Here is a 19,272-nt window from a genome sequence, read left to right as displayed (position 1 = left end):
ATTAGAATCTGTTAAAGCCGATGGTGCTTGCGCCGAAACCGGCAGTGCCGATCCCCGTTGCGCCGATGCCGAATTGGCTTTGCGCCGGTTGATTGGAATCGGAACGAAGATAAGCATCATGATCTTGTTGGTTGCCGCGGTAGTTGGCCGCATGGTACGATTGCGGGCTTTGGAATTGGGAATACGATTGCCCGGAAGTGCCAAATTGCTGCCCAAATTGATTTTGGCTTGCAAAGCTTGCCGCGCCGAAATGACTTGCGCCGATGCCGAATTGGCTTTGTGCCGGCTGCGTAGAATCGGAACGAAGATAAGCGTCATGTCCTTGCTGGTTCCCACGGTAGTTGGCCGTGTGGTACGATTGCGGGTTTTGGAATTGCGAGTACTGTTGTCCGGCTCCGTAAGAAGCGCCGAATTGGCTTGCCCCAATCCCGAATTGGCTTTGTGCCGGCTGTGTGGAATCGGAACGAAGATAAGCGTCATGTCCTTGCTGGTTGCCGCGGTAGTGGGCCGCATGGTACGATTGCGGGTTTTGGAATTGGGAGTACTGCTGCCCCGCTCCGTATTGCTGGCCGATTCCGGACGGATTCAAGGACTGGTTGTATTGGGATTGTACATAACCGACCGGTTGGTATTTCGTGTATTGGGAGCTTGCAAGACCGGCCGTACCCAATTGGTTTTGATAGCTGCTTTGGTAGCCTTGTTGGTACATGCGACAAAATCCTCCTCGAAGTTTTATTATTTTAGGAAGTCTTCCGGTGCTGGTCGTTGTTCCGTTCCATTCCAGAAGCCTTTCTTATTGTCTTCAAGGAGGATTTATTTTATTACTTGCCGATTATTTTTTTTAGGACTGCCCGGGACAAATGACCTGCTTTAACTGCCAGGTGGCCGAGCAAGGATCGCTTTGCCGGACGATGGCCGATACGACGGCTACACCGTCTGCGCCGGCCTGAACGACAGGCGCCGCATTGGAAGCGTCAATGCCTCCGATTCCGACCATGCCAGTATGCGGCCAGCGCTGCTTGATCTCCGAAATTAACCCGGTGCCGATCGGCTCCCCGGCATCCCCTTTGGTAAGGGTGGAATATACGGCGCCTACACCTAAATAATCTGCGCCTTCAGCCATGGCCCGCTCCGCTTCAGCCATCGTGCCGGCGGAGATTCCGATGATCTTATCCTCACCGAGCAGCTTACGGGCTTCCGATCCCGGCAGATCGTCCTGCCCGACATGCACGCCGTCAGCGTCCAGCGCGAGCGCCACATCGACCCGGTCATTAACTAGAAACGGGACGCCGTATTCCCGGCAAAGCTCCCGCAGCGCTCTGCCTTCTGCAATAACGCGGGACAGGGGCGCTTTTTTCTCGCGAAGCTGGATCATCGTTACGCCACCGTCCAGTGCCGCCCGGGCAATATCAAGCGCCGACTTCTCTTCGTGGCCCGAAAGATCCATTACCAAGTAAACAGATAAATATTGACGGACGTCTGACCGGAACAAATTATTTCCCTCCGGGCAGCAAGATTGAGTCTTCTACTTTGATACAGCGGTCCATGATCACTTCAAGACCGCCGGTGCGAGCAATATCCGCCGCTTCTTCGTTAAAGATCCCCTGCTGCAGCCAGAACACCTTGGCCCCGATCTTTACCGCTTCCTCGGCTACGGGAACGACCTGTTCGCTGCGGCGGAATACGTTCACGATATCGACCGGTTCGGGAATATCGCTGAGCGACGCATAGCATGTTTCCCCGAGAATCGATCCGCTTACGGTCGGATTGACTGGAATGATGCGGTAGCCTTTCTTCTGCATGGCCTCCGCAACCATGTAAGATACGCGGTCGGGCTTGTCGGACAGCCCGACGACCGCCACGTTGCCGGCTCCTGCCAACAGTTCTTTGATTCGTTCACGCGGTGGATTTTCAAAAGCCATGACAAATCGCTCCTCGCTTCATGAATTTAATTCGCCTTCGTATAGCTTAACGCTTGACGCCCCATCGCATCCCACGTAGCGATAAACGCTTCTTTGTCGATTTTTTTATTGCTTTGGCCGGCAAGAGGGTCGTTGACATATACGTATTGTTCGTCAAAGCCGACCAGCAGCACCGCATGCTCCATAAAGGTCGTCTCGATCGGCCCGATCGGCGTATCCCACACGACCCAATTGTCCGGAACCTTATAATTGATGGTCGTCCAAACGACGGACGGCACTCCCTGAATCAATTGGTCTTCCAGCTTCGAGAACGGTTCCTTGGTCAGATCTTGCGCCGTAGGAACATAAGCCTTAAGCAGCTCGAACAATGCGCTATGGTAGATCCCGAACCCTTTGGCAGCGCCCGTCACCTCTCCGACGAATCCGGTGTTCGGATTGCCCCAGTAAGCGATCGAGCCGTTTTTGTTATAACGGATCGGGGTCGGATCTTTTTTCATCTCCGGAACCAAATCCATCTTGGATTTGTCAACGCCGTAGTATTGCAACAGCATCGTAAGACTCGTCACTTCGCATCCGGAAGGAAGCTCGGGCAGTTGCCGAATATGCGGCGCTTCCAGCAATACGCTTTTCGGCCGCTCGACAGGCTTCGCCGCAGGCGGTGCAGCGGTTGCGGCAGCCTTCGCTGCGGCAGCTTCTTGCTCCGCATAGGCGACGGTCGGGTCCCGGAACCATGTCTGTCCCGTTAGTTTAGCGTAAAGCAGTACGCCAAATACGCCGCTGGCAAAGAGAAGCCCTGTGATGAGAAATAAAGCAAGCGTGACCTGGATTCCTTTCCACAATACGGTCACGTCCTTCACCGCCTCGTTACGATCAGCATGCCGATCATGATGATGGGTTGAACAACGCCGGCGCGCAGCGCCTTACTCTTGAACCAGTTCGATCTGCGCCCCGAGCAACAGCAAATGCTCGAAGTAATGCGGGTAAGATTTGGCCACATGGTGCGCGTCGTTGATAATCAAGCCTTGCTCGGAGCGGAGGCCGACGACGGTGAGCGCCATGATGACGCGATGGTCGTAGTGTGCGTTAATCTCGACGCCGCCCGTTACGCCCTGCGGACGCCCGTGGACGATGATCTCGCTTTGTCTTTCTTCCACATCCGCTCCGGCTTTGCGCAGCTCGTTGACAAAATCCGTAATTCGGTCGCATTCCTTATACCGCAGGTTTTCTACATTGTAGAAGCGGGACGTGCCCTCTGCGAACACCGCCGCAGCGACCATCGCCAGCACGGCATCGGTAAAATGATCCCCGTCAAATTCGCCTGCGGTCAGCTTCTGATTGCCGCGAATCCGAACGGTATCGTTCTCGTGGGTAAGATCGACGCCCATCGCGCGGAGCACATCGACAACGGCCCGCTCGCCCTGCTTGCTCTGCTCCGCCAGATGAAGCACCGTTACGTCCGAATGCGTCACGGCCGCAGCAGCCAGGATGGCGGCAGAGCCGGGATAATCGCCCTGAACCGTATAGTTTTGGGGCGTGTACTGCTGCTTGCCTGGAATTTTATAATGCATCAAATCGTCGGACGCTTCGATCTTCACGCCTGCTTGGGCAATGACTTCCAGCGTCTGGCCGACGATAATTTTCGATTTCAGATCGTGCAGCACCGTAATCTCGCTATCCTCGTCCAGCAGAGGAGCAACGAACAGCAAGGAGCTTAAAAATTGCGAGCTGACGTTCCCGGAAACGGTAATTTTGCCGCCGTGCGGATGGCCGCCCCGAATCGTAATCGGCAGCTTTCCTTCGCGGTGCTCGACCTCGACTCCCATTTGCTTCAAGGCGTCGATCAGGTCGTCATGGGGCCGTTTGCCGAGGGAATCCGGATAAGCGTTAATGAACGTCACCTCCGGGCAGAAAGCGGCGACGGACATCAAAAAGCGGAGCACCGCTCCCGCATTGCCGACGTTCAGCTCGCTTACATGCTTCGGATGACGGCCGAAGCCGCGGATTATCATCTTCTCGTTGTCCTCTTCCAGGACGGCGCCCAAATCCCGGATACAGCGGCGCATCGCATCGCTATCCTCGCTGTGGGCCGGAAAATACACCGTGCTCGTCCCGTCAGCAAGCGCGGCGATGAGCAAATAACGGGTCGTATAGTTTTTGGAAGACAGGGCGTTAATCGTCCCGCCCAGACGCGGGGTCGGTTTGACAATGGCTTTCATCGTAAAGTATCTCTCCTTGTCCGTCAGAGCTTTATATATGTAAGTGAAAGGGTATAGCCCGCATAAGCAAGCAGCAAACCGAGTGTATACGACAGCCCCATGTACAGCCAGGCCGTCCGTCTTTCGCTTCGGTGAAGCAGCGCTTCGCTTTCCAGCTTTAGCGTTGAAAAGGTCGTGAATGCACCCATAAACCCGGTGCCAAGGAGCGCCATCAGATGGCCGTCGGCCCCTCCTCCCCACAGAACGCCCAACAAGAACGAACCGGCCAGGTTGACCGTCAGCGTTCCGTATGGCAGAGAAGTTTTAAGCCGTTCCGCGATCCGGCTGCTGATCCAATACCTTGAAACGGCGCCGGCAAAGCCTCCTGCGCTTACGAGCAGCAGCGTTCCTAACGTATTCGACATCATTCCTCAGAACCCCTTTTTACCGCCGTCAAATTTAAGCCGAACCGGCGCCCGAGACGAATGCAGCCGATTCCGCCCCACAGACTGACGATAAAATAAATCGCGGCGATCGTCCAAAGCTGCTGCTGGAGCATGGATACGAGCTCCCAGCTTAATGTCGAGAACGTCGTAAACGCTCCGACGAATCCGGTCGTCAGCGCGGCGCGAAGACTCGGATACCGCTTCAAACCGGGCAAATAGGCCAGAAAGCCAAGCGTCAAGCAGCCCGCGAGGTTGCACAGCAGCGTTCCCCACGGCAGCGAGGTGACCTGATGCGGATTCATCGCGATGGACAATCCGTACCGAGCCAGCGCTCCGGCGATTCCCGCCAGACCTATATAAAGTACGGTCATCCCATTATCGTCCCCATTCGAAATAAGCGTCATCAACGACAGGCGTTCCGCTTCGTTTGACACGCTGCCGTTTTCTTTTTATGATGAAGGCAAGTCGGCCGCAAGCCGAACGAGAAGGAGGCTGTATTGATGCATACGATTACCCCGCAAGAACTCAAGCAACGGCTTGAAAACGGCGAAAAGCTTACCATCATCGACGTGCGCGAACCGGAAGAAGTCGCGCTCGGCATGATTCCGGGAGCCAAGCACATTCCGTTGATGGAAGTCCCTCAGCGCCTTGGCGAAATCCCGCAGCACAGCGAAACGATTCTCGTCTGCCGCAGCGGCAATCGCAGCGGACGGGCGCTTGAATATTTGGAAGCCCAAGGCTTCACCGGACTTGTCAATATGACCGGCGGCATGCTGGAGTGGGAGCAGCTTTAAGCCCGCTCCCGCACCAAGCGGCTGCAGATCTCGTCGACGATCTGCCCGACGGTCTTGCCGTCCGTATCCACATGGAGATCCGCAAAATCGTACGCGTGCTTGCGGCTCTCCATAATGTGGCGTACACGGTCTTCGACTCCGCCTTGCAGCAAAGGACGGCTTTGATCGGACCGGACCCGCTCAATGATCGTTTCGGCTGATGCCTTCAGCGCGACAACCAGACCGCTGCGCTTCATGAGAATCCGGTTGTGCTCTGCCAGAACGGCCCCGCCTCCGGTTGCTACCACTTGATGCCGACCCTGCAGCGTCCGTTCGATCGTCTCGCTTTCCACTTTGCGGAAGAAGGGCTCTCCGAGCTCCGCAAACATTCGGGTAATGCTCATTCCCTGTGTCCGCTCAATAGCAGCGTCCGTATCCTCGTACACCCAGTTCAGCCTCAAAGCGAGCGCTTGTCCGACGGAGGATTTGCCGGTTCCCATCATACCGACCAACACGATGTTACGGTATTCCACTTCCCTGCACCTCTGACTTTCGCATCATTCAACTGACCCTATCATATCATAGCCGACACCGCGTGAATAGAAAGTTTGACAAAATCATAAGATGGTTGTGAATAAATTCCAGCCAGATCAGTCATGATGTTTAATGCATATTTTCCCGAAGGGAGAACACGGTCATATGACGCAAGGCGCTCTGCCGCAAACCAGCGCAGCCGGTCCCGACTGGACCGAGCACAAGCTGGAACAAATCATGGATCCCACACGACCCTTATGCCGAGAAGAAATCGTCTGGATGCTGGAGTATATTAAAAAAAAGGTGGCCGAGGAGGACCCGAACTTGACGGATCTTTCCCAGCCACGATTGCTTAAAAACTTCAGATATTTTGCCGAAATCGCTTTGATGCTCATTCAGCGGCGGGGCGGCCACGATATGGAGGCCGACCGGCTCAAGAACTGGCTGTACGAAGCATCCTTCGGTCTGCATCCGGTCAAGCCGGACCGCATCAAAAGGCACCTGTAGCCGTTTAGTTTTCCATCCAGTGGAAGTGGAAGGTGCCTTCTTTGTCAACCCGCTTGAAGGTATGCGCGCCGAAATAATCGCGCTGCGCTTGCAGCAGGTTTGCCGGCAAACGCTCGGTCCGGTAGCTGTCGTAGTAAGCCAGCGCGGAAGCGAAGGCCGGAACCGGCACGCCGCGGGTAATTGCCGTTGCGACGACGCTTCTCCAAGCGTCTTGGTACTGCTCCACGATGCCCTTGAAGTATTCGTCAAGCAGCAGGTTTTTCAGCTCCGGGCTGCGGTCGTACGCATCCTTGATGTTCTGCAGGAAACGGGCGCGGATAATGCAGCCGCCGCGGAAAATCATCGCAATGCTGCCATAGTCCAGGCTCCAGTTGTATTCCTCGCTTGCCGCTCTCATTTGGGCGAAGCCCTGTGCGTAAGAGCAAATTTTGCTCGCATACAGCGCCTTCCGTACCGCTTCGATAAATGCCGCACGGTCGCCGTCGAACGCCGCATGCTTCGGTCCGTTCAGCACTTTGCTGGCAGCAACGCGCTCTTCTTTCATGGCCGAGATGAAGCGGGAGAAGACGGATTCGGTAATGATGGACAGCGGAACGCCGAGATCAAGCGCGCTTTGGCTTGTCCATTTGCCCGTACCCTTCTGGCCGGCGGAATCGAGAATGACATCGACCATCGGCTTGCCCGTTTCCGAATCGTATTTGGTGAAAATGTCGGTTGTGATTTCGATCAGGTAGCTGTCCAGCTCGCCCTTGTTCCAATCGGCGAAAATCTCATGAAGCTCCTGCGTGCTGACACCAAGCACGTCTTTGAGTAGATGGTACGCTTCGCAGATGAGCTGCATGTCGCCATACTCGATGCCGTTATGTACCATCTTCACATAATGGCCGGCGCCGTCCGGTCCGATGTAGGTGCAGCAAGGGTCACCGTTCACTTTGGCGGAAATGGCCGTCAGAATCGGAGCGACCAGCTCGTAGGCGTCCTTCTGCCCGCCCGGCATGATCGCAGGGCCCTTCAGCGCGCCTTCCTCGCCGCCGGATACGCCCGTGCCGATAAAGCGGAGACCGTGCGCTTCCAGTTCCTTGTTGCGGCGCTGGGTGTCCGGGAAAAATGCGTTGCCGCCGTCGATGATAATATCGCCTTTTTCCAGATGAGGAACCAGTTGGTTAATCGTATCATCCGTCGCATGGCCCGCTTGCACCATGATTAAAATTTTACGAGGCGTTTCGAGCGAAGCTACGAATTCCTCGATGCTATATGTACCGACCAGGTTCTTGCCTTGCGCTTCTGCGAGCAGCGCATCTGTTTTCTCCCGCGAACGGTTGAAGACGGACACTGTAAAGCCTCTGCTTTCGATGTTCAGAGCCAGGTTTTTCCCCATGACCGCAAGACCGATAACGCCGACTTGTTGTTTGGACATTGTGGTTTCTCTTCCTTCCTTTTTCTATTTTAATTTTGACGATTTAGGGGGTTTGGAACTTCTCCCAAGAGACGGAGGTCAGAATATCCATCGAAGAGCCTGCGTGTCGCCTTTGAAAATGGATTCTTACTGCAAGGTAAGTTCAAGGAATCCATTTTCAAGAGCGACCGGAGATGGATATTGCTGCACCGGAGTCGGTTTGGGAGCTGGTCCTGTCCGCTTAAATCGTCATCGCTCCGAAGCCCCCGTCCACCCGCAGCACCGTGCCGGTGACGAAACTCGAAGCTTTCTCCGAAGCCAGATACACGGCTGCGCCCTGAAGCTCTTCCGCTTCGCCGAAACGGTTCATCGGCGTATGGCGCATGATAGATTCGACACGCTCGGGAGACAAAATTTTGCGGTTTTGCTCGGCCGGGAAGAAGCCCGGAATGATGGCGTTGACACGTACGCGTGCCGGAGCGAACTCGCGCGCCAGAAATTGGGTGACGTTGTTCACCGCCGCTTTGGAAGCGGAGTACGTGAACACTTTGGACAGCGGCGGGTCCGAAGATACCGAGGAGATGTTAATGATACTGCCTCCCTCGCCCTTGTCCACCATATGCTTCCCAAAAATTTGACACGCCAACACGACGCTTTTGAGATTCACTTCCATAATCGAATCCCATTCGTCCATCGTAATGTCAAAAAACGGCGTCGCGCTGTTTTTGCCCGGACAGTTCATCAAAATATCGCAGCGTCCCGTCCACGCAAGTACTTCAGACAGCACCCGCTTCAAGTCCTCGGCGTTCGTCGCATCCGCCGAAAAGCACTTGGCCCGTCCGCCGGCCGCTTCGATCCGCTTCGCAACTTCCTCGGATTTCTCCATATTACGCCCGACCACCGCGACATCGGCTCCGTGTCCGCCAAGCGCAATCCCCATCGTTCCGCCTAAGGTGCTGTTGCCTCCGATGATAACTGCCGTTTTTCCCGATAAATCGAATAAGTTCATGGCCCGATGCCCCCTAAGATTTCGTGTGAATCTGTTGAAAGGCGGCGATGTCATCAAACTCATCCTTCAACTGATGGTACACACGATTATAAATTTTTGTCAACTGTTGATATACTTCATGGTTCGGCTCGCTTGCCCGAAGCGACTGCTCGACCTGCATCCAATCGTGAACGCTGGAGAAATCTTTAATCTCGCCGAGCGCCAGCATGCCAAGCTGCGCCGCCCCGAGGCCGGAGCTTTCGATCGTATTCGGCACGGCGACATTCGCCTTCAGCACATCGGCCATCATCTGCAGCCAGAACGAAGAGCGGGCAAAGCCGCCGGAGGCGCGCACCTCCCGGGTCGGGCCGCTGAGCTCCTCCAGCGCGGAAACGACCGAATGAATCCGGTACATGACGCCCTCCAGCACCGCCCGGATCATATGCTTCTTCTGATGATAGAGCGATAACCCGAAAAATACGCCGCGCGCGTTCGCGTTCCAGTACGGCGCTCGCTCGCCGGCAAGCAGCGGTAGGAAGATAAGTCCGTCCGAACCCGCAGCCACCTCACGGGCCAGAGACGTCAAATAGTCGTACGGGTCCATGCCCAGGCGGCGACCTTCCTCCGCTTCCGCCGTCGCAAGCTGATCGCGCACCCAGCGGAACATGATGCCGCCATTGTTGATCGCCCCGCCGACGACCCAGAAATCTTCCTTGAGCGCATAGCAGAACAGCCGCCCCTTCGGATCGGTTATCGGCTCGCGCACGACGCCGCGGACAGCGCCGCTGGTCCCGATCGTCACCGCGTAAACGCCTGGCTCGAAAGCGCCGACGCCGAGATTGGCCAGCACGCCGTCGGACGCGCCCACGACAAAAGGCGTATCCGCCGAGAGCCCCATCGCGGCCGCATCCCCGGCGTTTAGCCCTTGCAGCACGTGCGTGGTCGATACGGGCTCCGACAACTGCTCGGGCCGGACGCCGCAGGCTTCGAGCGCCTGCTTATCCCACGCCAGCTCCCGCAGGTTGAACAGCCCCGTGCAGCTTGCCAGCGAGTAGTCGATCACCAGCTTGCCGAACAGCTTGCCGAACACGTATTCTTTGATGCCGATAAATTTATACGCCTGGTCGAACAAGTCCGGCTGGTTATCCCTGAGCCACATCAGCTTCAGCAAAGGCGACATCGGATGAATCGGAGTGCCCGTGTTCCGGTAAATGTCATGGCCGTTCCGCTCTTCCTTCAGCACTTTGACGTAGCCGACGCTGCGGTTGTCCGCCCACGTGATGCACCGCGTCAGCGGGTGCAGATCGCGGTCCACCGCAATCAGGCTGTGCATCGCCGAGCTGAACGAGACGCATAGCACTTGTCCTGGCAGAACGGCTGCTTTGCGGACGACTTCACGAATGGCGGTAAGGACCGCTTGATAAATTTCTTCCGGGTCCTGCTCGGCCCTATCGGGTTTGGGCGTGTAAAGTGGATACTCCACCGCATGGGACGCAAGCACGCGGCCGCTCCGGTCGATCACCAGCGTCTTGGTGCTCGTCGTGCCGATATCTGCGGCGATGATGTAAGGCTTGGGTACAGACAAACCGCTCATTTATACCAAATTCCCTTCGCTGTTGAATGACAGATCGTACGGTTCGGTCAAAATCTCGATATCCGGATGAAGCTTCGCTTCCTCAAGCAAGTTGACCGAAATCTCGATTTCGCCCAAATGCAGCGTATCCCGAATACGCACCAGCCGGCATTGGGTATAATCTAAAATATTGCAGGTTTTGACCGCGGCTTTGATGGCGTATAGGTCGTTTTCGAGCGTCGTTGCGATTTTGGTCGGTGCGCATACGGTGGAAGTCAGCCCGTTGGCGTACGTCGCGGCCAAATCCATCTTGTCGACCAGCCGCTGCGTCGTGAAATCAGCCGTGCCGACGCCGTTGGCGTTGCCTTTCGTTTCCGGCGTCGTGTCGAGCACGACCATTTTGGATACGTCGGGACCGCCGTGCGCGTACGGCGTCGGATAACGGCCGGTAATGTTTGGGTCCATGCCGTCGCCGCTGATGTTTTTGCCAATGTAATCGATAACCAGAACGTCGATTTGATCGAACAAAATTTTCGGCAGCCGAGCTTTGGCGATCTCAAGCAGCACCATCTCGCGCTCCTCCACCTGAGCTGCGGGCAGCACTTCGACGATGCACGTTTCGTCGTATGCATTTTCCACCAGCGCCACGCCGAACAGGATCGGCAGCTTTTCGATCATAATCCGCGCCATGGCCGGCACGTTTTCCGCCATATATTTGAAGCCGAGCTGGTGGCACGCTTCCGCCCCTTTTTGCTTGCCGAGCCCGATGGAAATCATTTTCATAATGCCGCTTTCGATTTTGCCGCGGAAGGCGGTGTGCGGCTTCACCCGGTTGATCACGACGATGGCGTCCGCCTCGTACGCGTATTTGTCGACGTAAACCGGCAGGCCGTTCGGCAGCTGGTCGATCTGCACGACCTCCATCGTCGAGCGGATCGGTACCCCCATCGCCTCCTCCGTAACGCCGAGATGGTGAAGCACTTCCTTCTGCCCTTCGGCGGTCGCGCCGCCGTGGCTGCCCATGCAGGGGACGATGAACGGATGGGCGCCCGCCCGTTTGATCGCATCGATCGTCGTCCGGGTGAAGGCGGCGATGTTTGCCACACCGCGGCTGCCTACCGCCACGGCCACCTGCTGGCCCGGCTTGATCCGGTCGATCGCGCCGGGCTTCGCCAGCTCGCGTTCCAAGTCCTCGGTCGGGCGGTCCAGCCGGGTTCCGTCGAATTTTTGACGGATGCGGACCATTTGCGGAATCGGGATGTCTTGCAGAAGCGTTCTGAGTACGCTCATGTTAGTTGGCCTCCCCAAACGAATTAAATGGATTTAACGGAGTCGCGAATGACCAGCTCCGTATGGAAAAGAACGACCGATTTTTCCGAATGCTTCGTCTCGATGAATTTTAGTAGCTTCTCCGCTCCGGCCCGGCTCAGCTCTTCGATCGGTCTGCGAACCGTGGTCAGCGCAGGCGACATGAAGGCCGAGAACAGGTGGTCGTCAAAGCCCGCTACCGAGATGTCTTCCGGCACCGACAAGCCCCGCTCCGTCACAGCTTTCACCGCACCGAGCGCCATGTCGTCGTTGCAGCAAAAGACGGCGGTCGGACGGTCGGGCAGCTCCAGCAGCTTGCTCATGGCCGCATGGCCGCTTTCCAGATCATAATTGCCGCTTACGTAATACGCTTCCGGCACGGTGATCCCGTGCTTGTGGAGCGCCTCACGATAGCCGTCGCGGCGGGCTTGCGTCGATTTGAACCCCTGTTTCCCCTCAATAATCGCAATATGGCGGTGTCCCTGCTGCACCAAATATTCCGTTAGCGTGTAAGCGCCGCTCTGGTCGTCCGGAACGAAGTTCATCACTTGAACGCTTTCGACGGGCCGGTTTAGCACCACAAGCGGAATCTCTTTGTCCGAAGCATATTCGATGAACGACTGGTCGCTTTCGCTTTGGCTCATGACGATGATGCCGTCGAAATTTTTGCGGTTCACTTTATGAAAACTCTTGTAATCGTCAATCCCCCGCACAATCAAGTTGTACTCGTCTTTAATGACGTCGTTCACGCCTTTGATGGCTTCGTACAAAAATCCGGCGGATGTACCGGTATGCAGGGTTGTGAAAAACAGCCCTAAATTGTATGATCGATCCAGCACTAAGCTTCGTGCGCTGTAATTCGGTGTGTAATTCATGCTTCCCGCGATCGCTTTGATGCGCTCTTTCGTTTCCGGGTTGATCAGCGGGCTGTCGTTCAAAGCCCGGGAAACGGTCGTATGCGACACGCCGGCCAGTTTGGCGATGTCTTTGATCGTAACACTCATGGGACCACCTCCCATTCATCATAACATAGAAATGCACACGTTAACAATGCTGTTTTCATCTACTATTGCGCATATATCGGACATTTGTACAGTTTATGTCAAGCGGTGAATCCCCCATCTATAGAAAGCCCTCATCTTCATAAACAAAATAAGCAGCCAAGGCAAACATCTCCCCGCTGCTTAAGTATCTCTTCAAGAGGCTGCTTATGAAATTACTTCTTCTCCGTGGCAAAATAAAGCATGGCAGCGACGGGGAAAGCTATTCCGATCCATAACACTGTACTCCATCCCCCCGAGGCGTACGCCCACCCCCCAATGGCAGACCCGATAGCTCCGCCAAAAAAGAATAGAGCCATGAAAAGCCCGTTCAGACGACTGCGAATCTCCGGTCCCAAGGAAAAGATCGCGCGTTGGCCGAACACCAGATTTGCAGATACTCCCGCGTCCAACAATATGGCCGAAATGACCAGAACGGCGATTCCGATGGGCGAACCGGTTTGGATCATGAGCGGCAACAGAACAGAAATGACGACGGTAGCCAGCGCTATCCATGTTCCGAGCCTCGTCCAGCCGCGATCAGCCAGCCGACCGGCAATGGGGGCCGCTACCGCACCCGCGACTCCGGCAAGAGCAAACAACGCAATGGCTTTCTGCGAAAAATGAAATACCGGGCCGGATAACAGCAATGGAACGGTCGTCCAAAATAAGCTGAATGTCGCAAACACACACGCGTGATACGCAGCGCGACGGCGTAAGATCGGGGTCGTTCGCAGCAAGTGCCACATCGAACCAAGCAGTACCGCATAGTGTGTGGTTGTCGCCGGCCTTCTTGCAGGCAGCACTTTCGATAGAACGATCGCCAAAATAACAACGGCTGCGGCAGACAAAGCGAATATGGCATGCCACCCAAACAAATCGGCTACCAGACTGGACAAAGGACGAGATAGCATGATTCCAAGCAGCAAACCGCTCATGATATTGCCGACAACGCGGCCGCGTGTCGTTTCTGTTGCCAGATACGAAGCAAAAGGTACAAGCACTTGGGTTGCAACCGAACCCAGCCCGATAATAAGGGACGCCCCCAAGAAAAGCAATGGCTGCTTCGCCATAGCGGCAGCTGCAAGGGCTACTGCTGTAAGAAGTAACGATACAACGATCAGCCTGCGGTTTTCAACGATATCTCCCAAAGGCACGATGAAAAGCAAACCGACAACGTAACCAATCTGCGTTAGCGTGACGATAAAGCCGGCACTGCTTTCAGAAAGTCCGATGGAAGAGCTAATTAACCCGATCAAGGGCTGTGCATAGTAAAGATTAGCGACAATGATACCGCATGCCGCCGCCAAAAGAATGGTTAACCATGTCGGAATATTTTTCTCGATGGCTTGTTTATTTTTTAAATCAGTCATTTTAGTCCACTCCTTATTTGATAAATAAAATGCTCTACAGTCCCTGCCAAAAAAAACGGCTAACGATCTCCAGCTATTCCCTCCTAATCGTTTTATTAAATACTGTACGTATAGTTTATTAATTCGATAATGAAATAATATACTGAACGTTTAGTTTTGTAAATAGGCAGTTTCAATTTTTCTTTTTTGTCCATGATTGTTATACTGAACGTATAGTTTATATTTGCGTATAAGACGTGAAATTACGAAAGGGATGATTACGGTGCACGGCAAAAGAGGTCGGCCACGTAATGTCGAAACTCAAAAGTCTATCCTTTCCGCTTCCTACGAACTATTGTTGGAGAATGGTTTTGCGGCGGTCACCGTTGACAAAATTGCAGATCGCGCGAAAGTCAGCAAAGCGACGATTTATAAATGGTGGCCTAACAAGGCTGCCGTTGTCATGGATGGGTTTCTTTCTGCCGCCTCGGCAAGGTTACCCGTGCCTGATACGGGCTCGACCTTAAACGATATTCTCATTCATGCTACGAATGTAACCCGGTTTTTGACAAGTCGGGAGGGGACCATCATTACGGAGTTATTGGGCGAAGGGCAGTTTGATCCCGGATTGGCAGAAGCCTATCGGGCCCGATATTTCCAGCCCCGCCGGCGTGAGGCCAGTCAGCTTCTGGAAAAAGGGATTCAGCGCGGGGAATTGAAAAAAAATCTTGATATCGGATTATGTATCGATCTCCTTTACGGGCCGATTTTCTATCGCATGCTTGTGACAGGCGAAAAATTGGACGATGCCTATGTGCAGCAATTGGTAATGAACGCATTTGAAGGAATTCGTGCGACCCCGCCTATCTCATAACACGTTAAAAAGGCCTGTGCTCCTAAACCTCGCACAGGCCGTTCAGCGGCATTTCGCTGCGCTGCGGTACGTTCCGCCAACGCCTTTCCTCAGCCGTATTATGAAGTTACATTTCGAGAAGCAGCATCTCATGCCGGAATTCCATCAGCCTTTCCTTACATCGTTCGACCGCTTCCCGGTCCCCCTCCTGAATCGCATCATGCAGCGTAGCCAGCTCGTAATCCAGCTCCAGCCGCAGCACCGGAATCCGTTCGTCCGGTCGTCTGGACCGGAACGCCTGCATCATTTCTTCCACCGTGACCACTGGTTCCTTTTGGAATAACACCTTATGTTCCACCCCCGAAATTTCAACCATACGGATGATTTCGCCGAACATGATGTTTTCAATCAGAATCTGCCGGTCTTTAAAGCGCTTTACTACAGCGTGACCGCGGGTATCGCCGATCATCTTTTCCATCAGCTCCGCCAGCTTTTCGTCTTTGAAGGAATAATTGCCTACGATTTTATACCGCTCGCCGATCCGCTGAAACCGCAGCTTTACCAGCTTGCGGCCGGTCCGGATCGAGACGATAAACTGTTGGTCACTCTCGTTCCAATAGAGCGAGTAGCCTTCTTGAATGAGTGTTTTGATGAAGTTACGGATTAGCCGACGGTCAAACCGTAACTCAAGGTTGCAATATTCCACTTCATGACTCTTGCTCACGGCAATCCCCTCCTTGATGATATCTTGCTTAATGAACAGCGACGTCTTCTGGTTCGGTCCGTGCTGCTGCCGGCGTGTGTATTGGCGTGAACGCTAGTCGAAAACGCCTCTCTCTTTGATAGAATTTTCTGACTATTCTGTTTCTTAGTTCTATCTTATTATGAATCATATGATTTAGCAACTTGGATTATTGATTTTTTTAACGTTTTTTTAACCTATTTTTTTGTGGCCGCGCTGCCTCCGAAACGAAAAACGCCTTCGCCCCAAGGCGAAGACGTTACAACGTATACTTTACTGCTTCCCGCCGCTAGCCAGCCTCCGTTTCACCCGGCTTCATTACGACGGAGCCGATGCCGAGCAGCACCAGGGCGAAAAGTCCCAGTACGCTCAGATGCATGGCGACATCCCCTAGCCCTTGACCCGAGCCGAGCCTCCGGATGGCCTCGATCGCCCAGGTTTGCGGTACGAAATTGGCCAGCTTTTGCATAAACTCGGGCATGATCGATACTGGCCAAAAGCAGCCGCCCAGCATGCAGGTCGGTGCGGAAACCATCGAATTGACGGCGCCGATATTTTCGCTGTTGCGGATCAATCCGGCCACCGCGCTGCCGATGCCGATGACCGCCAGCAGGAAGCACTCCATCACAAGCAAATGCTGCATGAAAGGCAGCCCGTACGAAAAGTTCATCACATACCGGGTAAACGTCAGCACCAGCACGATTTGCAGCGTGCCTACCGCGAAGCTGCCGAGGAAATTGCCGAGCATGATCTCATAGGCGCGGACGGGAGCCGTAAAGATGCGGGTCATCGTTTTTTGCTTCCGGTCTTCGACCATGATGGAAACGGAGCTGTTGACCAGCCCCATCAGGAACATCAGCAGGATACCCGTTGCGAGGCCGAGCGCCGGACTGGCGTACCAGCCATAGTCGGTGCGTGCCGCACGAACCTGATGCTTCTCCACCTGCTCCAGAACGAGATTCAGCCGGTCGTCCGCCTGACCCGAAGCGTCCAGCGCGCGCATTGCCGTGCTCACCCGGCGAATCGTTTGGTCCAAGCTCATCCGCAGCGTGAAGGACGCCTCGCTCATGGACAACTCCAGCAGCTCCACATGCATGCCCCTGCCTTCCTTCAACCCTTCGGAGAAGCCCGCGGGAATGATGAAAGCGGCCTCCGCCTTATGCTCGATCACCGCCGTTCGCATCGCGTCGGGTGTTGCCGCGGCGGAAAGCCGATAGCGGCCGGTATACTCAAGCTCCCGTAAAATATGCCGGCCTACCGGCCCTTCGTCAGAATTGATATAAAGGACGGATGCCTTCTCGTCCTGCTTCGCGGCAAAGCCGATAATGAGCGACATGATCAAAGCCGGGGTTATGATAAACAACAGGAAGCCTCTCCGGTTTCCGATCGTCCTTTTGATTAAATTGAGGGCGATAAACAGACTATTCACGGTATCCCACCTTCCGGTACGCCGCGAAAGCAACGGCCGCCAGCGCGGCGGCAATCGCAGCCAAAACCGTAACATGATGCAGCACGAGCTGCGGGTTTCCATCCAACATCAACTGCAGAATGCTTTGCATGGCCCAATGATTGACCGTAAATTCCCCGATCCGCTCAAGTGCCCCTAACTGCGGAATAAAGCCCCCGCTTAAAAAGGTCATCAGCATAATGACGATTTGGAACGCCATCGTCACCGACTTGATGCTGCGGCAGCACAGCGAGTTTAGCATCGCCAGCGCCATCGAAGCCAACGTAACGGACAGACATACCGCAAGCAGGATGGCCGGACGGTTCCCCCAGTCGACGCCATACGCATAATGCGTCACACCGATGATGACGCACGCCTGGAACAAGGTCAGAAGGCCGTTTCCGAGCATTTTGCCGAAGATGACCTGATTCATCGTAACCGGCATGGAGCCGAGTCTGAATAGCGTGTGATCCTCTCGCTCGTTGACCAGACTGATGGATGCCGTCATCCCGGCGTACAGCATGAACATGACGAGCATCGAGACGGCATAATATTGGAGTGCGGTATATTCGTTGCCTTCGTTTCCCAGCCTGCCCGTCGTAACGAACGATTCCGAAGCGCCGGCATAGACGGATGCATCGGCGAGCTGATTCAATACGGCCTGCGGCCCCAAAGTCAATGCGGCAGCCTGCATGCTGTTCGCGTAAGCGAGATAGCTTTCCAGCGCCGTCTCGGCGATCAGGTTCTGTCCCCGGTCTTTACCGGCAATCAGCTCCCACGAAGCCGGTTTGCCCTGCAGCAAAGCTTCCCCGAAGCCCTCAGGCACGATCAGACCGTAATCGGCTCTTCCGTCTTGAAGCGCACGCACCGCTTCGTCGCGGCTGGGCGATTCCTGCGTCTGGAGGATTTCCTTGGTTCTCGGATTGTCGAAATACGCCTTAAGCGGCTCGCTCCACCGGCTCTGATCCTGATTCACCACGGCGACCTTCACGGGCGTGATCTTGACATCCTCCGCTTTAAATTCCTTGGAGAGCGCCGCGCCTAAGATTAAGATCAGAAGCAGCGGCAGCAAAAACAAAACAAGCAGCACCACTTTGATGCGGCTTAACCGTAGAAGCTCGTAACCAGCTACGGTCCATAAAATGCGCATGCTCTCCGCCCCCCTAATCCCGAAGCGTCCGTCCCGTCAACGACAGGAACAGCGCCTCCAGGTCCGGTTCCACGCGGCTCAGCGATTGAATGACGACCTGATGCTTCGATAAAATATACAAAATGTCCTGCAGCGAATTGGGCGAGGTCGGCAAATAAATTTCGAGCGTCCGGTCGTTTATCGCCACTTGCTGGATGCGCGGATGGGCCTTTAGCTCGGCCACGGCCTCTTCCTTGACCTCCGCGACTTTGACGAGCAGCTTCTCGTCCGAGGAGACAAGCGTCCGCAAATCCTCCTGCGTGCCGCAGGCAATCAAGTGACCGTGATCGATAATCCCGACCCGTGTGCTGATTGCGGCAACCTCTTCCATATAATGGCTCGTGTAAATGATGGTCGAACCCATCTGATTCAGCTTGCGAACCGAATCGAGGATATGGTTGCGGGATTGCGGATCGATCCCGACCGTCGGCTCGTCCATGATGATCAGCTTCGGCCGGTGCATGATCGCGCACGCGATGTTCAAGCGCCGCTTCATCCCTCCCGAATATGCGCCGGGTTTCTCGCCCTGCCGGTCCGACAGCCCTACGAAGTCCAGCGCTTCCTGCACCCGCTCGCGCAGCAGTTCCCCCCGCAGACCGTACAGCTTGCCGAAAAACGTGACGTTTTCCTGCGCTGTCAAGTTTTCGTAGATCGCGATTTCCTGCGGCACGAGTCCGATCCTCCGCTTGATCTCCAGCGGATTCGCGGCAACGGAAATCCCATCGATCCGCATTTCGCCTTGATCGATTTTGAGCAGCCCACAGAGCATTTTGATCGTGGTGCTTTTCCCGGCTCCGTTCGGTCCGAGCAGACCGAATACTTCCCCCTGCCGGATGCTTAAATTCAAATGATCTACGGAAATGTTGCCGCCGTACCGTTTGACGACATCTTTGATTTCGATAAATGACACGTGAGCCCGCTCCTTGTAAGGTGATATGCTTTGATTGTATTGTATCGCCCTTCAAGGCGCCAAGCAGGTAGCTTTCGTCATTTGTTGGGAATGACGA

The 19,272-nt window shown here is 55.0% G+C and carries 21 protein-coding genes; 3 read left to right on the top strand and 18 right to left on the bottom strand.

Annotated features, from left to right (window positions below; translation table 11 throughout):
- Nucleotide 1 precedes the first annotated feature (1 nt).
- The 7 genes from PEL01S_RS11490 to crcB all read right to left on the bottom strand — a co-directional run bounded on the left by PEL01S_RS11490 (nucleotide 2) and on the right by crcB (nucleotide 4,934).
- Nucleotides 2-709 carry a hypothetical protein gene (locus tag PEL01S_RS11490; protein ID WP_063177692.1) on the bottom strand — a complete coding sequence of 236 codons (708 nt, stop codon included), beginning with the start codon at nucleotides 707-709 and terminating at the stop codon, nucleotides 2-4.
- 132 nt (nucleotides 710-841) lie between these two features.
- On the bottom strand, nucleotides 842-1,492 hold the full coding sequence (gene thiE, locus PEL01S_RS11485) for a thiamine phosphate synthase (protein ID WP_127460399.1): 651 nt from the start codon (nucleotides 1,490-1,492) through the stop codon (nucleotides 842-844).
- Nucleotide 1,493: 1 nt separating this feature from the next.
- The gene (locus tag PEL01S_RS11480; RefSeq protein WP_063177688.1) at nucleotides 1,494-1,922 is read right to left on the bottom strand and encodes a CoA-binding protein; all 429 of its coding nucleotides are present in this window, start codon (nucleotides 1,920-1,922) and stop codon (nucleotides 1,494-1,496) included.
- A gap of 26 nt (nucleotides 1,923-1,948) precedes the next feature.
- On the bottom strand, nucleotides 1,949-2,770 hold the full coding sequence (locus tag PEL01S_RS11475; protein WP_174806933.1) for a C39 family peptidase: 822 nt from the start codon (nucleotides 2,768-2,770) through the stop codon (nucleotides 1,949-1,951).
- A gap of 72 nt (nucleotides 2,771-2,842) precedes the next feature.
- Entirely contained in the window at nucleotides 2,843-4,138 is a 1,296-nt protein-coding gene (gene aroA / locus PEL01S_RS11470) for a 3-phosphoshikimate 1-carboxyvinyltransferase (RefSeq protein ID WP_127460398.1), read from the bottom strand.
- A gap of 23 nt (nucleotides 4,139-4,161) precedes the next feature.
- Entirely contained in the window at nucleotides 4,162-4,545 is a 384-nt protein-coding gene (locus PEL01S_RS11465; protein WP_063177685.1) for a fluoride efflux transporter FluC, read from the bottom strand.
- Nucleotides 4,542-4,934 (bottom strand): fluoride efflux transporter CrcB, encoded by a 393-nt coding sequence (crcB, locus tag PEL01S_RS11460; RefSeq protein WP_063177816.1) that lies wholly within the window; start codon nucleotides 4,932-4,934, stop codon nucleotides 4,542-4,544. The genes PEL01S_RS11465 and crcB overlap by 4 nt, the downstream gene beginning before the upstream one ends.
- 129 nt (nucleotides 4,935-5,063) lie before the next feature.
- Between crcB and PEL01S_RS11455 the strand changes: the two genes are divergently transcribed.
- Entirely contained in the window at nucleotides 5,064-5,357 is a 294-nt protein-coding gene (locus PEL01S_RS11455; protein ID WP_063177684.1) for a rhodanese-like domain-containing protein, read from the top strand.
- Here PEL01S_RS11455 and PEL01S_RS11450 read toward each other — a convergent pair.
- Nucleotides 5,354-5,869, bottom strand: coding sequence for a shikimate kinase (locus PEL01S_RS11450; RefSeq protein WP_063177683.1), 516 nt, complete (start codon nucleotides 5,867-5,869; stop codon nucleotides 5,354-5,356). The two genes, PEL01S_RS11455 and PEL01S_RS11450, sit on opposite strands and share 4 nt — an antisense overlap.
- Nucleotides 5,870-6,035: 166 nt before the next feature.
- Here PEL01S_RS11450 and PEL01S_RS11445 point away from each other — a divergent pair, with 166 nt between their 5' ends.
- On the top strand, nucleotides 6,036-6,377 hold the full coding sequence (locus PEL01S_RS11445; RefSeq protein ID WP_127460397.1) for a hypothetical protein: 342 nt from the start codon (nucleotides 6,036-6,038) through the stop codon (nucleotides 6,375-6,377).
- 4 nt (nucleotides 6,378-6,381) lie between these two features.
- Here PEL01S_RS11445 and gnd read toward each other — a convergent pair whose 3' ends face one another.
- From gnd to PEL01S_RS11415, 6 genes are all read right to left on the bottom strand, one after another.
- A complete protein-coding gene (gene gnd, locus PEL01S_RS11440; RefSeq protein ID WP_063177681.1) occupies nucleotides 6,382-7,794 on the bottom strand; it encodes an NADP-dependent phosphogluconate dehydrogenase in 1,413 nt (470 codons plus the stop codon).
- Between the two features lie 220 nt (nucleotides 7,795-8,014).
- Nucleotides 8,015-8,782 carry an SDR family oxidoreductase gene (locus tag PEL01S_RS11435; protein WP_063177679.1) on the bottom strand — a complete coding sequence of 256 codons (768 nt, stop codon included), beginning with the start codon at nucleotides 8,780-8,782 and terminating at the stop codon, nucleotides 8,015-8,017.
- Nucleotides 8,783-8,795: 13 nt separating this feature from the next.
- Complete coding sequence (gene gntK / locus PEL01S_RS11430) at nucleotides 8,796-10,355, bottom strand: gluconokinase (protein WP_127460396.1); 1,560 nt, start codon at nucleotides 10,353-10,355, stop codon at nucleotides 8,796-8,798.
- Entirely contained in the window at nucleotides 10,356-11,624 is a 1,269-nt protein-coding gene (locus tag PEL01S_RS11425) for a nickel pincer cofactor-dependent isomerase, group 22 (protein WP_127460395.1), read from the bottom strand.
- Nucleotides 11,625-11,647: 23 nt separating this feature from the next.
- Entirely contained in the window at nucleotides 11,648-12,646 is a 999-nt protein-coding gene (locus tag PEL01S_RS11420) for a LacI family DNA-binding transcriptional regulator (protein WP_127460394.1), read from the bottom strand.
- Between the two features lie 212 nt (nucleotides 12,647-12,858).
- Nucleotides 12,859-14,055 (bottom strand): MFS transporter, encoded by a 1,197-nt coding sequence (locus tag PEL01S_RS11415; RefSeq protein ID WP_127460393.1) that lies wholly within the window; start codon nucleotides 14,053-14,055, stop codon nucleotides 12,859-12,861.
- Between the two features lie 253 nt (nucleotides 14,056-14,308).
- Here PEL01S_RS11415 and PEL01S_RS11410 point away from each other — a divergent pair, with 253 nt between their 5' ends.
- A complete protein-coding gene (locus PEL01S_RS11410; protein ID WP_127460392.1) occupies nucleotides 14,309-14,908 on the top strand; it encodes a TetR/AcrR family transcriptional regulator in 600 nt (199 codons plus the stop codon).
- A gap of 106 nt (nucleotides 14,909-15,014) precedes the next feature.
- Here the strand turns inward: PEL01S_RS11410 and PEL01S_RS11405 are convergent, their stop codons facing one another.
- From PEL01S_RS11405 to PEL01S_RS11390, 4 genes are all read right to left on the bottom strand, one after another.
- Nucleotides 15,015-15,611, bottom strand: a complete 597-nt coding sequence (locus tag PEL01S_RS11405; RefSeq protein WP_010498137.1) for a YkzI domain-containing protein — start codon at nucleotides 15,609-15,611, stop codon at nucleotides 15,015-15,017.
- Nucleotides 15,612-15,918: 307 nt separating this feature from the next.
- A complete protein-coding gene (locus PEL01S_RS11400; RefSeq protein ID WP_127460391.1) occupies nucleotides 15,919-17,058 on the bottom strand; it encodes an ABC transporter permease in 1,140 nt (379 codons plus the stop codon).
- Nucleotides 17,051-18,226 (bottom strand): ABC transporter permease, encoded by a 1,176-nt coding sequence (locus PEL01S_RS11395; protein ID WP_127460390.1) that lies wholly within the window; start codon nucleotides 18,224-18,226, stop codon nucleotides 17,051-17,053. Before PEL01S_RS11395 ends, PEL01S_RS11400 begins: the two co-directional genes overlap by 8 nt.
- Nucleotides 18,227-18,239: 13 nt before the next feature.
- Nucleotides 18,240-19,175 carry an ABC transporter ATP-binding protein gene (locus tag PEL01S_RS11390; RefSeq protein ID WP_127460389.1) on the bottom strand — a complete coding sequence of 312 codons (936 nt, stop codon included), beginning with the start codon at nucleotides 19,173-19,175 and terminating at the stop codon, nucleotides 18,240-18,242.
- Nucleotides 19,176-19,272: the final 97 nt, after the last annotated feature.

The sequence above is a fragment of the Paenibacillus elgii NBRC 100335 genome, from assembly GCF_004000865.1.
GTDB lineage: Bacteria > Bacillota > Bacilli > Paenibacillales > NBRC-103111 > Paenibacillus_G > Paenibacillus_G elgii.
Note: the sequence above shows the minus strand (reverse complement) of the source record. Positions and strands in the feature narration are given on the sequence as shown.